The 14,357-nt window shown below is 75.1% G+C and carries 6 protein-coding genes; 5 read left to right on the top strand and 1 reads right to left on the bottom strand.

Annotated features, from left to right (window positions below; translation table 11 throughout):
* The first annotated feature begins 151 nt into the window (after positions 1-151).
* From FHX73_RS45725 to FHX73_RS34760, 3 genes are read left to right on the top strand one after another with little or no spacing between them, the layout of a single operon-like run.
* Positions 152-1,903 carry a condensation domain-containing protein gene (locus FHX73_RS45725; RefSeq protein WP_211786425.1) on the top strand — a complete coding sequence of 584 codons (1,752 nt, stop codon included), beginning with the start codon at positions 152-154 and terminating at the stop codon, positions 1,901-1,903.
* Positions 1,900-3,687 (top strand): non-ribosomal peptide synthetase, encoded by a 1,788-nt coding sequence (locus FHX73_RS34755; protein ID WP_170305213.1) that lies wholly within the window; start codon positions 1,900-1,902, stop codon positions 3,685-3,687. The genes FHX73_RS45725 and FHX73_RS34755 overlap by 4 nt, the downstream gene beginning before the upstream one ends.
* Positions 3,684-6,878 (top strand): non-ribosomal peptide synthetase, encoded by a 3,195-nt coding sequence (locus FHX73_RS34760; RefSeq protein ID WP_145909987.1) that lies wholly within the window; start codon positions 3,684-3,686, stop codon positions 6,876-6,878. The genes FHX73_RS34755 and FHX73_RS34760 overlap by 4 nt, the downstream gene beginning before the upstream one ends.
* Before the next feature lie 44 nt (positions 6,879-6,922).
* On the opposite strand, the gene FHX73_RS34765 is transcribed toward FHX73_RS34760, so the two are convergent.
* The gene (locus FHX73_RS34765; RefSeq protein WP_145909988.1) at positions 6,923-10,057 is read right to left on the bottom strand and encodes a putative bifunctional diguanylate cyclase/phosphodiesterase; all 3,135 of its coding nucleotides are present in this window, start codon (positions 10,055-10,057) and stop codon (positions 6,923-6,925) included.
* A gap of 207 nt (positions 10,058-10,264) precedes the next feature.
* Here FHX73_RS34765 and FHX73_RS34770 point away from each other — a divergent pair, with 207 nt between their 5' ends.
* Positions 10,265-13,558, top strand: coding sequence for an amino acid adenylation domain-containing protein (locus FHX73_RS34770; RefSeq protein ID WP_145909989.1), 3,294 nt, complete (start codon positions 10,265-10,267; stop codon positions 13,556-13,558).
* Positions 13,555-14,352 carry a leucyl/phenylalanyl-tRNA--protein transferase gene (locus FHX73_RS34775; RefSeq protein WP_145909990.1) on the top strand — a complete coding sequence of 266 codons (798 nt, stop codon included), beginning with the start codon at positions 13,555-13,557 and terminating at the stop codon, positions 14,350-14,352. Before FHX73_RS34770 ends, FHX73_RS34775 begins: the two co-directional genes overlap by 4 nt.
* Positions 14,353-14,357 lie beyond the last annotated feature (5 nt).

The raw sequence follows: 14,357 nt of genomic DNA on the forward strand, positions 1-14,357 counted from the left end.
GGAACGCTTCACGGCAGCGGTGCGGTGTTCGCCGCCGCCGGGAATCGATCCTTTACGGCGGCCGACGCGGGGTCAACAAGTGCCCGGTAAACCGTTCTTCAATCGCTTCTGTGCGGGAGATAAAACCCGCTCGGCAACGATGACCGGCACTATGACCCAAACCCTTGAACCCCGGGGCGGCCACGAGCACGCCACGAATCCGCCGGCGCCGCCGCCGGCACCCACCTCGTTCGCCCAGGAACAGCTCTGGCTGCTGGACCGGCTGATCCCGCAGCGCCAGGCCTACAACGTCCCCGGGCGATTCCGGCTGCGCGGCGCACTGGACCGCGAGCTCACCGCGCGCACCCTGCGGGCGCTGATGGAGCGCCACCCGGCGCTGCGCACCGCGATGATCGAGGACGACGGCGACCTGTGGCAGCACGTGCGGCCCACCTCGGCCGTGCCGGTGCCGCTGGACTGGCACGACCTGCGCGGCCTCGCGGAGGCCGAACGGGCCGAGCGGGAGCGGGAGCTCGCCCTGGCCGAGGCCGCCGCGCCGTTCGACCTGGACCGGGCGCCGCTGTGGCGGGCCGTGCTGGTGCGCACCGCCGAGCAGGAGCACGTGCTGCTGCTGACGCTGCACCACATCATCACGGACGGCTGGTCGATCCAGCTGTTCCTGGACGAGTTCTGCCAGCTCTACGCGGCCCTGGCGGCCGGGCTGCCCAGCCCGCTGGCGCCGCTGGCCGGCAGCCCGGCCGCCTCCGCCCAGCGCCAGCGCGAGCTGCTGCGCACCGGCGGCCTGGACCGCGAACGCGCCTACTGGCGGGCCGAGCTGGCCGGCGCACCGGCGACCATGCCGGCCCTGGCCGGCCGGCCGCGGCCCGCCAAGCCCAGCTACCGGGGCGCCGCCGTGGAGTTCACCCTGCCCACCGAGCTGGTCGAGCGGACCGAGGCGCTGGGGCGGCGGCTGCGGGCGTCGCCGTTCATGGTGTTCCTGGCGGCCTTCGAGACCGTGCTGCTCCGCTGCACCGGCCGCACCGACATCCTGGTCGGTACACCGACCTCCGGACGCGGCGGGCCGGACGAGGAGAAGCTGTTCGGATTCTTCGTCAATTCCCTTCCGCTGCGCACCGACCTGTCCGGCTCACCGTCCTTCGTCGACGCAGTGAAACGGATTCGCGCCACCACTCTGGCGGCGCTGGACCACCAGGCACTGCCTTTCGAGGAAATCGTCCGCGAATCGGCGGGCCGCCGCGGAATCTCCCACCATCCGGTCTTCCAGGTCCTGTTCGCCCTGACGCTGCTTCAGGAAAACGCGGAATTCGGCGCCTTGACGATCGAACCGCTGCCGACCGCCCGCACCGGCACCGCCAAGTTCGACCTGGCGATGATGCTCTACCGCTCCGCGAGCGGAATGCGCGGAGCCGTGGAGTTCGCCACCGATCTGTTCGACCGGGACCGGGTCGAGCGGCTGGTCGAGCTCTGGACCGCACTGCTGGCCGCCGTGCTGGCCGACCCCGAACTGCCGGTCGACTCCGACCTGCTGCCGCACCCCGCGCCCGAGGACCTGGCCGCCCCGGACGAGCAGCCGCCCACCGGCGTGCCCGCCGCGCCGACCACCGCCCCCGAGACGGCAGACCGGGCACTGCTGGCCACCGTCTGGCGCGAGGTGCTCGGGCTGCACACCCTCGACCCGGACCAGGACTTCTTCGACCTCGGCGGGCACTCCCTGCTGGCCATGCGGATCACCGCCCGGGTCGGCGCCGCCCTCGACCTCGACCTGCCGATGACCGTGCTCTTCCAGAACCCCACCCTGGCCCGGTTCTGCGCCGCGGTGGACGCCGCGCTGGCCGAGGCCGACCAGCCCGCGCCCGGCGCCGACGAGCCCACCACCACTTCGACCAGCGAAGGACAATCGTGATCGACACCAGCATCGGCTCCTCCTGCGTCCACCGGATCTTCGAGGAGCAGGCCGCCCGCCGACCGGAGGCCGTCGCCCTGGTCGCCGAGGAGGGCGACCTCAGCTACGCCGAACTCAACCACCGCGCCAACCAGCTCGCCCACCAGCTGATCCGCACCGGCATCGGCCCGGACCGCCCGGTGGGGCTCTTCCTGGAGCGCTCCGCCACCTTCGTGGTGGCCGCGCTCGCCGTGCTCAAGGCCGGCGGCTGCTACGTGCCGCTGGACCCGGAGTACCCGGCGGCCCGGGTGGCGGCCATGCTGGCGGACACCCAGGTCTCGGTGGTGCTCACCCGGGCCGGTGTGGTCGACCGCCTGCCCCGCCACGACACGGTGGTCCTCTGCCTGGACGAGATCGCCGCCCTGCTGGAGACCCTGAGCAGGGCCGACCCGGCGATCGAGGTCTCCCCCGACCACCTCGCCTACATCATGTACACCTCGGGGTCCACCGGCCGCCCCAAGGGCGTGATGGTGCCGCACCGCGGGGTGACCCGGCTGGTGCGCGGCGCCGACTACCTGGAGCTCGGCCCGGGCGAGGTGCTGCCGCTGCTCTCCTCGGTCTCCTTCGACGCCTCCACCTTCGAGATCTGGGGCGCCCTGGCCAACGGCGCCCGACTGGTGGTCGGCCCGGCCACCGCACCGTCGATCGGCGACCTGGGCCGGCTGATCGAGCGGCACGGCATCACCACGCTGTGGCTGACCGCGGGCCTGTTCCACCTGGTGGTCGACGAGCTGCCCGGCGCGCTCACCGGGGTGCGCCAACTGCTGGCCGGCGGCGACGCGCTGGGCGTGCCGCAGGTGCGCCGGCTGCTCGCCGAGCACCCCGGCTGCCGGCTGGTCAACGGCTACGGCCCGACCGAGGGCACCACCTTCACCACGGTGTTCCCGCTGCCCGCGAACTGGCAGCCCGGACCGTCGGTGCCGATCGGCCGACCGGTCGCGGGCACCCTGGTGCGGGTGCTGGACGCCGAGCTGCGCCCGGTGGCGGCCGGGGAGCCCGGTCAACTCTTCGTCGGCGGCGAGGGGTTGGCCCGGGGCTACCTCAACCAGCCGGGCCGCACGGCCGACCGCTTCGTCCCCGACCCGGCCGGCCCGGTCGGCGCCCGGCTCTACGCCACCGGCGACCAGGTCCGCGAACTGCCCGACGGGTCACTGGAGTTCCTCGGCCGGTTGGACCAGCAGGTGAAGTTCCGCGGCTACCGGGTGGAGCTCGGCGAGATCGAGTCGGTGCTGCGCGAGCACCCGGCCGTGCGCGACGTGGCGGTGCGGCTGATCGGCGACTCGGTGGAGGACCGCCGGCTGGTCGCCTACCCGGTGCTGGAGCGCGCCGAGGCGCTGGCCGAGCTGCGCCCGTGGCTCGCCGACCGGCTGCCGAGCGCCCTGGTGCCGGGCCTGTGGCAGCCCCTCGACGCGCTGCCGCTCACCCTCAACGGCAAGGTGGACCGCGCCGCGCTGCCCACCCCGTCGGTGCTCGCCCCGCCGGCGCCCCCGGCCGCCGAGGCCGCCGACGCCCACGAGCGGGAGGCCGTCGCCGCGGTGTTCCGCGAGGTGCTCGGGCTGGCCGAGGCCCGGCCGCAGGACGACTTCTTCGAGCTCGGCGGCCACTCACTGCTCGCCGCCAAGGTGGTGGCCCGGCTGCGCCGCGCGCTCGGGGTCGAGCTGCCGATCAGCGTGGTCTTCGACCACCCCACCGTCGCCGCGCTGGCCGCCCAGGCCCGCCTCGCCGCCACCGGGAGCCCGGCATGACCCGGCCCGCCGCGCCGTCGACGACCGACGCGCTCGACACCGCACTGGACAGCGCCCCGGACACCGCACTGGACACCGCCGACCGGCTGGAGCCGGTCCACCGCACCATCGCCCGCCACGCCCGGCGCACCCCCGACGCGCCCGCCCTGGTCGAGGACGGCCGCACCCTGACCTACCGCGAGCTCGACGCGGCCGCCGCCCGGGTCGCCGCCGAGCTGCGCCGGCGCGGCGCCGGCCCCGGCCAGGTGGTGGCCGTGCTGGCCCCGCGCGGCACCGACGCCGTCGTGGGCGCCCTCGGGGTGCTCCGGGCCGGCGCCGCCTACCTGCCGCTCGACCCGGCCCAGCCGCGCGAGCGCCTGGCCGGCATCCTGCGCACCGCCGCGGTGGAGCTGCTGGTGGCGGCCGACTCGGCGGCCGCCCTCGCACCGCTGCCCGCCGACCGGGTGCTGCTGCTGGACGCCTGCCCGGCGGTTGACGAGCCGTCAGCACCGGCCGGCCCGGCCGACCTCGCCTACGTGGTCTTCACCTCCGGCTCCACCGGCGAGCCCAAGGGCGTGCTGGTCGGCCACGACTCGCTCGCCAACCTGTGCGCCTGGCACCGCCAGGCGCACGGCACCGGCCCGGCCGACCGGTTCAGCGCCGTCTTCTCCCCCGGCTTCGACGGCGCGGTGGCCGAGCTGTGGCCCGCCCTGACCGCCGGCGCCCAGCTGCACCTGGCCCCGGCGTCCGCCACCCTGGAGCCCGCCCGGCTGCGCGACTGGCTGCTGGAGCACCGGATCACCGTGTCGCTGCTGCCGACCCCGCTGGCCGAGGCGCTGCTCGCCCTGGACTGGCCGGCCGACTGCGCGCTGCGGGTGGTGCACGCGGCCGGCGACCGGCTGCGGGCCCGGCCCGCCCCGGAGCTGCCGTTCGCCTTCGGCAACGCCTACGGCCCGACCGAGAACACCGTGTGGAGCACCGAGGGGCCGGTGACCCCCGACGGCGAGGGCCTGCCCGACCTCGGCCTGCCGGTGGCCGGCGCGCTGGTCCGGGTGCTGGACGAGGAGCTGCGCGAGGCCCCCGTCGGCGAGCCCGGCGAGCTGTACCTGGCCGGCCCGGGCCTGGCCCGCGGCTACGTCAACCGCCCGGCGCTGACGGCCGACCGCTTCGTCCCCGACCCCACCCGCCCCGGCGCCCGGATGTACCGCACCGGCGACCTGGCGAGCCGCCGCCCGGACGGCCGCCTCGACTTCCTCGGCCGGACCGACCGGCAGATCAAGCTGCGCGGCTTCCGGATCGAGCCCGGCGAGGTCGAGATGGCGGTGCGCTCCCACGAGACCGTCGCCGACGCCCATGTGATGCTCCATCAGAGCGCCGCCGGGGACCGCCTGGTGGCCTACCTGGTGCCGACCGACCTGCGCCGCTGGACCAGCCCGGCCGAGCTGCGCGCCCACGTCGCCGACCGCCTGCCCGAGTACCTGCGGCCCGGCGTGTACGTGGCGCTGGAGCGGATGCCGCTGACCGTCAACGGCAAGGTCGACGTCGCGGCGCTGCCCGAGCCGCCGCGCACGGCCAACCGCACCGCCCAGGGCCCGCTGGTCGCACCGCGCACCGCGCTGGAGCGCGCCGTCGCGGCCGCCTGGTGCGCGGTGCTCTGCCTGGCGGAGGACGAACTCGGCGTCCACGACGAGTTCTTCGAGCTCGGCGGCTACTCGCTGCTGGCCGGGCAGATCGTCGAGCGGCTGCGCGCCGAGCTGGGCCGCCCCGTCCCGATCACCCTGCTGTTCGAGCACCCGACGGTGGCCGGCCTGGCCGCGCGGCTGGCCGAACAGGCCGGCCCCGCCGCCGTCCCCGGCGGCTGGCAGCACAGCGAGGAGGCCCGCCACCCGCTCTCGCTGCTCCAGGAGGAGGTCTGGTTCCTGGCCCAACTGGCCCCGCGCAGCGTCGCTTACAGCACCCAGACCACCCTGCGGGTGCGCGGCCCGCTCGACCTGGACCTGCTCGACCGGGCGCTCACCGCCCAGGCCCGCCGGCACAGCATCCTGCGCACCAGCTTCGTGGCGGACGAGGACGGCCGGCCCTGGCAGATCGTCCGCGACCCGGTCGAGGTGCGCGCCGAGCGGCTCGACCTGCGCGAGCTGTCCGCCGCCGACCAGGTGCACCGGGTGCGCGAGCTGGTCGCCGAGCGGGCCGAGCGGCCGTTCGACCTGGGCCGGCCGCCGCTGTACCGCTGGACGGCCTGCCGGCTGGCCGAGCAGGAGTACGAACTGATCCTGGTGGAGCACCACTTCGTGCACGACGGCTGGTCCTACGTGGTGCTCACCCGGGAGCTGGGCGAGCTCTACGACGCGCTGCGCACCGGCCGCGCCCCGCAGCTGCCGGAACTCGACCACCAGTACGCCGACTTCGCCCGCTGGCAGCGCTCCGCCGCGACCGGCCCCGAGCTGGCCGGCCAACGGTCCTACTGGCTGGAGCGGTTGGCCGGCGCCCCGCAGCGCATCGCGCTGCCCACCGACCGGCCCAGGCCCCGCCACCAGACCTTCCACGGCGGCCGGCTGCGCTTCGACCTGCCGCCCCAGGTGCCCTCCGCCGTCCGCGAGTTGGCGCGCCGCTCGGCGGCCACCCCGTACATGGTGATGCTGGCCGCGTTCGTGCTGCTGCTGCACCGGCGCACCGGCGAGCGGGACCTGTGCGTCGGTTCGGGCTTCGCCAACCGGCGCAAGGAGACCGAGCACCTGATCGGGATGTTCGTCAACAGCGTGGTGCTGCGCAACGAGGTGCCGGCCGGCGCGAGCTTCCGCGACCTGCTGGCCGGCGCCCGCAAGACCGTCGTCGACGCGGCGGCCAACCAGGAGTTCCCGTTCGTCGAGCTGGTCCGGGCGCTGCGGCCGCCGCGCGAGCTGTCCGCCAACCCACTGTTCCAGGTCATGTTCAACTTCCACGACACCCCGACGGAGGAACTCACCCTGGCGGGCGCCCCGGTGGCCGTCTACGAGCACGAGAACGAGTCCGCCAAGACCGACCTGAACATCATCGTCATCCCGCACGGCAGCCGCCGGGTCGGCACCGAGGACTACCTGGACGACCGGATGACGGTGCTCTGGGAGTACAGCGCCGACCTGTTCGACCGCGCGACCGTGGAGGCGATGGCCGCCGAGTACGTCGAACTGCTCACCGCCGCACTGGCCGACCCGGACGCCCCGGTGGCCTGAGGCACCGGCGGCCCGCCCCCGGCAAAAAGAGGGGGGCGGGCCGCCTACACCGTCAGCCGCCCGTGCAGGCGCACCAGCGCGTCGGCCTCCTCCAGCGAGAGCGGGTGGGAGAACAGGTAGCCCTGGCCGAGCGGGCAGCCCATCTCGGCCAGCAGGTCGCGCTGCGCGGTGTTCTCGATGCCCTCGGCGATCACCTCGACGCCGAGCTTCTCGGCGATCCGGGCGATGCCCTCGACCAGCGCGTACTGCTGGGCGGAGTGGGCGAGGCCGTCGATGAAGGACTTGTCGATCTTCAGGATGGAGATCGGGAACTCCCGCAGGTAGCTCAGCGAGGAGTAGCCGGTGCCGAAGTCGTCGATCGCGATCCCGATGCCGAGGTCGCACAGTTCGCGCATGTCGGCGTGCACCCGCTCGTCGCGGTTCATCAGCACGCTCTCGGTCAGCTCCAGCACCAGCGAGCCGCGCTCCAGCGCGGAGCCGCGCACGATGTCGCGGACCACGTCGACGAAGTCGGCCTCGCGGAACTGGCGGGCCGAGACGTTGACGTTCAGCCGCAGCGGCGGCACCCCGCGACCGGCGCTCGGGCCGCGCAGCCGCTGCCAGCCCTCGCCGTCGGCCACCGCGCGCTGCAGCACCCAGGCGCCCAGCCGGACGATCTGGCCGCTCTCCTCGGCCACCGGGATGAACTCGTCCGGCATCATCATGGCCCGCTGGTCCTGCGGCCAGCGCACCAGCGCCTCGAAGGCGACCAGCTCGCCGTTGCTGAGGTCGACGATCGGCTGGTAGTGCAGGGCGAACGCCGAGTCGGCGACCGCGACCGCGTTGTCCAGGTGCTCGTTGAGCTCGTGACGCTCGATCAACCCGGCCTGCAGGGAGGGGTGGTAGTGCCGCCACTGGCGCTTGCCGGCCGCCTTGGCCGCGTACAGCGCGAGGTCGGCGTGGGTGAGCAGCTCGGCCGACTGCACACTGTCCTCGGTGCTGGCGACGCCGATGCTGGCCGCGATCCTGGCCGTGCCGGAGCTGAGCCGGAAGGGCTCGTTGAAGGCGGTCAGCACGCTGTCCGCGATCGCCTGCACGTCGGCGGTGCGCAGCGCGTCCTCGACCAGCACCGCGAACTCGTCGCCGCCGAGCCGGGCCGCGGTGTCGGAGGTGCGCAGCGCGCCGCTGAGCCGCAGCGACACGGCGACCAGCAGCTCGTCGCCGACCGCGTGCCCCTGGGTGTCGTTGACCATCTTGAAGTCGTCCAGGTCGATGAAGAGCACCCCGGTGACCGTGCCGGAGCGCCGGCTGCGGGAGAGCGCGTGGTCGACCCGGTCCTGGAAGAGCACCCGGTTGGCCAAGCCGGTCAGCGAGTCGTGGAAGGCGCGGTGGGTGAGCTCGCGCTCCATCTGCCGCTGCTCGGTGACGTCGCGCAGGGTCAGTACCAGTCCACCGACGGTCGGGTCCTCGCGCAGGTCGGCGCAGTGCACCTCGGCCTCGATCGCGGTCCGGTCCTGGCGCAGCAGCCGCCAGTGCTCGCGCTGCCCGTCGTGGGCGCCCGAGCCCATCCGGGCCAGCGCCAGGCCGATGCCCCGGCTCTCCTCGGTCGGGACCAGGTCGGTCAGCCGCAGGCCGTCCAGGCTGGGGTAGCCGAGCACCCGCTCGGCGGAGGCGCTGGCGAAGCGGATCCGGTCGTCGTCGGGCGTGAGGATCAGGATGACGTCGGAGGCGTTCTGCACCACGGTGCGGAAGTACGCCTCGCTGTTGCGCCGGTTCACCTCCTGGCTGAGCACCACCCGCTCCAGCGCCAGCGCCGACTGGGCCGCCAGGATCTCCAGGGAACTCCATAAACCCGTGAGCTCGTGCTCGGTGCCGCTGACCACCAGCAGGCCGAGCAGCGAGTCCCCCGCGGGGCGCTCGGTCAGCGCGAGCGGGCAGAGCAGGGCGGCCGGGGCGGTGCCGAGCAGCTCGGCGAGCACCGGCGGGAAGTCCTCGGCCCGCCGCAGCTCGGTGCTGCGCACCGTCTCCAGGCGGGACAGCGCGAGGGTCGGCGCGGCCGGGTCGGCGGCGGCGCCGGCCGGGCGGGGGTCGCGGATCCGCAGCGCGCCGCCCTCGTCGATCGCGAGCAGCGCCCGGTAACCGTCCTCGTGCGGCATCAGCCCGCTGCCGACCACCTGCACCGCGGCCACCACCTCGTCGACCGTGGCCGCCGAGGTCAGTGCGGCCCCGGCCTCGCGCAGCGCGCGCTCACGGGCCAGCACCTGACGGTGCATCAGCACCACGCCGGCCAGCCGGGCCGCCACCAGCACGAACAGCACCGCGGAGAAGCCGCCGATCACCCCGGCGTGGTGGCTCTGCCCGGTGGAGGCCTCCAGGATCAGGATGGCCGGGGCGATCAGCGAGGCGAGCGTGAGCAGCACCAGCCGCCCGGCGCCGATGTCCCCGCTGCGCCCGGGGATCGGCCGGGTCAGCTCGACCATGGAGGGGTGCAACGCCGCGGCTCCCCACAGGCAGTAGAAGAGCGCCCACCCGAGGTCCACGGGCGTGCCGATGTGCCAGGTGCCGTGCAGCTGGATCAGCCCGTAGGCGGTGTCCGAGGCGAGCAGGCCCAGGCTGCCGACGGTGAGCAGCACCAGCGACGGACTCTTGCCCCCGTGCGGCACCAGCAGCCGCATCAGCATCGCCAGGATCAGGATGTCGCCGAGCGGGTAGGCGATCGAGACCGCCTTGGCCACCACGCTCAGGTCCGGCGTGTGCACGTTGGGCAGCACCAGGTAGATCCAGGTGAGCAGCCCGAGGCCCACGCTGAGGATGAGCGCGTCCAGCAGGCTGGCCCAGTCCTGGTGCGCGGTGCGCCAGCGGACGAAGCCGAGCACGCCGATCGCGTACAGCGCGTACTCGGCCAGGTAGAAGCCGTCGGCGACGGACGGGAACGGGTTGTTCAGGTGCAGGAACTGGGTCTGCACCACCTGGACGATCTCGCCGCAGGTGAAGCTGAAGTTGGCCAACGCGAGCAGCAGCCAGGGCACCGGGTGGGCGGGCCGGTTCAGCCGCACGCCGACCACGATGGCGGCCACCCCGCCGAACCCGATGCCGGTCCACCAGATGATCCGCTGGGTCGGATAGACGTAGTAGATCCCGGTGAAGACCACCATCCAGACCAGGTAGCACGCCATCAACTGCTGTCGCCCGCGGGTCAAGAACGCCACCTCCCGAACGGTTCGCCCCCTGGAGCGTGTGTGCGATCACCACCGCGGTCGATCCTCCTCGCGCGGCAACCAGCCGTTACGCCAGTATAGTTGGGAGGTAACGGGTGTGCCCGGCCAGCCCGGGGCCGCTCCGCCGGGGCCCTCCCCGCCGGTGCTCCGCTTCCGCCCGCCCCGCCCGGCTGCGCCGAGGTCAGAACCATGGATGATGTGCCAGCGACCGACAGTGGTCGTCACCGCGTGCTGCGCAACGGCGCGGGCGCGTACGCCGTCTGGCGCGCCGGCGCCCCGGTCCCCAGCGGGTGGCAGGAGGTCTGCGCGGCCGGGTCGCGCGGCGCGGCGCTGGCCGAGGTGGCCCGCCGCTGGGCCGGCCCGAACGGCCTGGAGCGGCGCGGCGGCGACGGCCCGACCCTGCACCGGCTCTTCCGGGCCCGGGCCGCCCGGCAGCCGCGCGCCCTCGCGGTGGTCTCCGACGAGGAGCAGCTCAGCTACGGCGAACTCGACGACCGCACCGACCGCTTGGCCGGTGCGCTGCGCGCCATGGGCGTGCGGGAGGGCGAGGCGCTGCCGATCTGCCTGCCCCGCAGCACCGACCTGGTGGTCGCGCTGCTCGCCGCACTGAAAGCCGGGGCCGTCTTCCTGCCGCTCGACCCCGACTACCCGGACGCCCGGCTGGCCCACCTGGTGGCCGGCTGCGGCGCCACCCGGGTGCTGACCAGCCGCGGCAACCGCCGGCGCTTCGCCGGCACCCCGGTCGAGGCCGTGGCGACCGACGAGTACCGCACCGGCGGCGCGGCGGCCACGTCCACCGACCCGGCCCTGGTGGGCGCCGACGACCCCGCGTACCTGATCTACACCTCCGGCACCACGGGCGCGCCCAAGGGCGTGCTGGTCAGCCACCGTTCGCTCGCCTTCACGGTGTCCCGGGCCGCCGCGGCCTACCGGATCACGCCGGCCGACCGGGTGCTGCACCTGGCCGCCCTCGGCTTCGACACCGCGCTGGAGCAGCTCTTCGCGCCGCTGCTCAGCGGCGCCACGGTGGTCCTCGGCGGGCGGACCACCTGGGCCCCCAGCGAGCTGCTCGACCAGCTGCCCCGGCTGGCGATCACCGTCGCCGACCTCACCCCCGCCTACTGGCACCACCTGCTCGGCCTGATCCCGGAGCACGAGCCGAACCCCGCCCGCCCGCGCCTGCTGATCGTCGGCGGCGACACCGTGCACGCCGACGACTGCCGCGACTGCCTGCGCCTGCTGCCCGGCACCCGGCTGCTCAACGCCTACGGCGTCACCGAGGCCGCGGTCACCTCGACGCTGTGGGAGGCGACCAGCGCGGCCCTGGCGCAGGCGCCGGCCGCCCCCGTGCCGATCGGCCGGCCGCTGCCCGGCGCCCGGGTGCACCTGCTGGACGCCGCCCTGCAACCGGTGCGCCCGGGCGAGCGGGGCGAGATCTACCTCGGCGGGCCGGGCGTGGCGCTGGGCTACTGGCGCAGCCCCGAGCTCACCGCCGAACGCTTCCTGCCCGACCCCTACGCCCGGGGCGCCGGCGAGCGGATGTACCGCACCGGGGACGCCGGGCGCTGGCGGCCGGACGGCAACCTGGAGTTGCTCGGCCGCTTCGACGACCAGGTCAAGGTCCGCGGCTTCCGGGTCGACCCGGTCGAGATCGAGAGCGTGCTCGCCGCGCACCCCGCAGTCCGGATGGCCCGGGTCTGCCCGGCCGAGGACGGCGGCCCCGACGGCGAGCGCCGGCTGACCGCCTACTACACGCTGACCGACCGGTCGCGCTCCGGCGCCGACGCCCGCCGCTCCGGGCTGCGCCGGTACCTGGCCGAGCGGCTGCCCTCGTTCATGGTCCCGGCCGAGTTCGTGCTGCTCGACCAGCTGCCGCTGACCCCGGCGGGCAAGGTCGACCGGCTGCGGTTACCCCGCACCGAGCCCCGGGTGCGCCGCCGCGCCGAGGAGGACGGCGGACCGGACGGACGCGGCCCCGGCGGCGGGGCGGGCGGCTCGGCCGCCACCCGGGCCGACCTGGCCCGGGCCTGGGAGCAGGTGCTCGGCATCGAACGGGTCAGGGCCGAGGACGACTTCTTCGAGCTCGGCGGCAACTCGCTGCTGCTGATGGAGATGCTGGCCCGGGCCCGCGGCACGTTCGGCATCGAGGTCGGGTGGATCCGCTTCCTGACCCGCTCGCTGCTGCACGACTCCCGGCTGGGCGCCTTCGCGGAGGCCGTCGACATCGCCCGCACCGGGGCCCGCCAGGCCGTCGCCCGCGAGGTGGACCTGGCCGCCGAGTCGACCCTGGACGGCGCCGGGATCCGCACCGGCGGCGGGCCGCGGCCGCGCCGGGAGGCGCCGGCCGAGCTGCTGATCACCGGGGCGACCGGGTTCTGCGGCATCCACCTGCTGGCGGTGCTGCTGGCCACCACCCGGGCCCGGATCCACTGCCTGGTCCGCGCCCCCGACGAGCAGCACGCCTGGGAGCGCCTGCGCGCGGCCCACCAGCGCTTCCTCGGCCGGGACTTGGCCGCCGACCGGGTGCTGCCGCTGGTCGGGGACCTGACCCGGCCGCGGCTCGGGCTGACCGAGCGGCGCTTCACCGAGCTGGCCGGCTCGCTCGACGCCATCCACCACCTCGGCGGGCAGGTCAACTTCATCTACCCGTACCACCAGTTGCACGCGGCCAACGTGGCCGGCACCCGCGAGGTGATCCGGCTGGCCGGGCACTCGCGGGGCATCCCGGTGCACTACCTGTCGACGCTGGCGGTGCTGGCCGGCTTCGGCGCGGCGGGGGTGCACGAGGTGACCGAGGAGACCCCGCTGGCCCACTCCGACCGGCTCGGGGTGGGGTACGTGGAGAGCAAGTGGGTGGCCGAGGCGATGCTGCACCGGGCCGCCGCGGCCGGCCTGCCGGTCACCGTGGTGCGGACCAACGACGTCACCGGCGACCTGGCCGGCGGCACCCCGAACACCGGCACCGAGATCTGTGCCCTCATCAAGTACATCGCGGAGAGCGGGAGTTGCCCGGACGTGCAGCTGCCGCTGGACTTCGTGCCGGCCGACCGGTTCAGCCGGGCGCTGGCCCACCTGGCCGCCGACGCGCCGGCCGGCGGCGACGTCTACCACGTGGTCAGCCCGCGTCCGGTGCTGCTCGGCTCGCTCGCGGCCCGGCTGCGGGCGCTCGGCCACCCGGTGGAGGAAGTGCCGTTCCCCGCCTGGGTGGAGGCCCTGGTGCAGTTCGCGGCCGGGCACCCCACCCACCCGATGACGGCCTTCGTGCCGCTGTTCGTGGACCGGGCCCCGGGCACCGAGCTGTCGATCAGCGAGATGTACTTCCGGCCGGTCTTCCCGCGCTTCTCGCGGGCCAACGCGGACCGGGCGCTGGACGGCAGCGGCGTCGAACTTCCGCCGGTGGACGACGCGTTGCTCGACCACTTCATCGGCCGGCTGCAGGCGACCGGGTGGCTGGCGGCGCCCGGGCGGGTGCTCTCGCCGTGACCGGCGCGCCGACCGACGGCCGGTGGTGCGAGGCGCTCGACCTGGCGAACGCCCCCGGCGACGCGCCCGCCGCCTTCTGCGCCGACCTCTCGCCGTCGAGCCTGCTGGCCGCCTACCGCCGGGGCCTGTTCCCGCTGCCGGCCGCCGACGAGTACGCGGCGGCGCTCAACGAGGCGCTGTTCGAGGGCCGGGTCGCGGACGGCTCGATCGGCCTGTCCGGCGCCCCGGCGCAGGCCTACCGGGTGGCCTGGTGGTCGCCGGACCCGCGCCCGGTGCTCGCCCCCGACCAGGTGCACCTGACCCGCCGGCTCACCCGCCGGCTGCGCAACGGCACGCCCTGGTCGGCCACCGCGGACCGGGCCTTCGGCGAGGTGCTGGCCGCCTGCGCGGCGGGGCGCGAGCAGCAGTGGCTGACCGCGGAGCTGCGCGCGTCCCTGGAGCGGCTGCACCGGGACGGGTTCGCGCACAGCGCGGAGGTCTGGGAGGGCGGCGAGCTGGTCGGGGGCGTCTTCGGCGTGCTCGCGGGACCGGTCCTCAGCCTGGACTCGATGTTCCACCGCCGCCCGGGCGCCGGGCAGGTGGCCGTGGCCGAGCTGGGCGCACGGTTCGCCGAGGCGGGCGGGGAGTTGCTCGACGCGCAGTGGGACAGCCCGCACGTGCGCGCGCTGGGTGCCCGCCCGGTCGGCCGGGCGGCCTACCTGGCGCGGCTGGGGCGGGACGCGGTGCCGGGCGGGCTGCCGGGCGGCGAGCGGCCGGTGGCGCGCGCGGCCGTGCTTGCCCCCGCCCGAAGTTGACGCCC

The organism is Kitasatospora viridis (assembly GCF_007829815.1).
GTDB classification, from domain to species: Bacteria; Actinomycetota; Actinomycetes; order Streptomycetales; family Streptomycetaceae; genus Kitasatospora; species Kitasatospora viridis.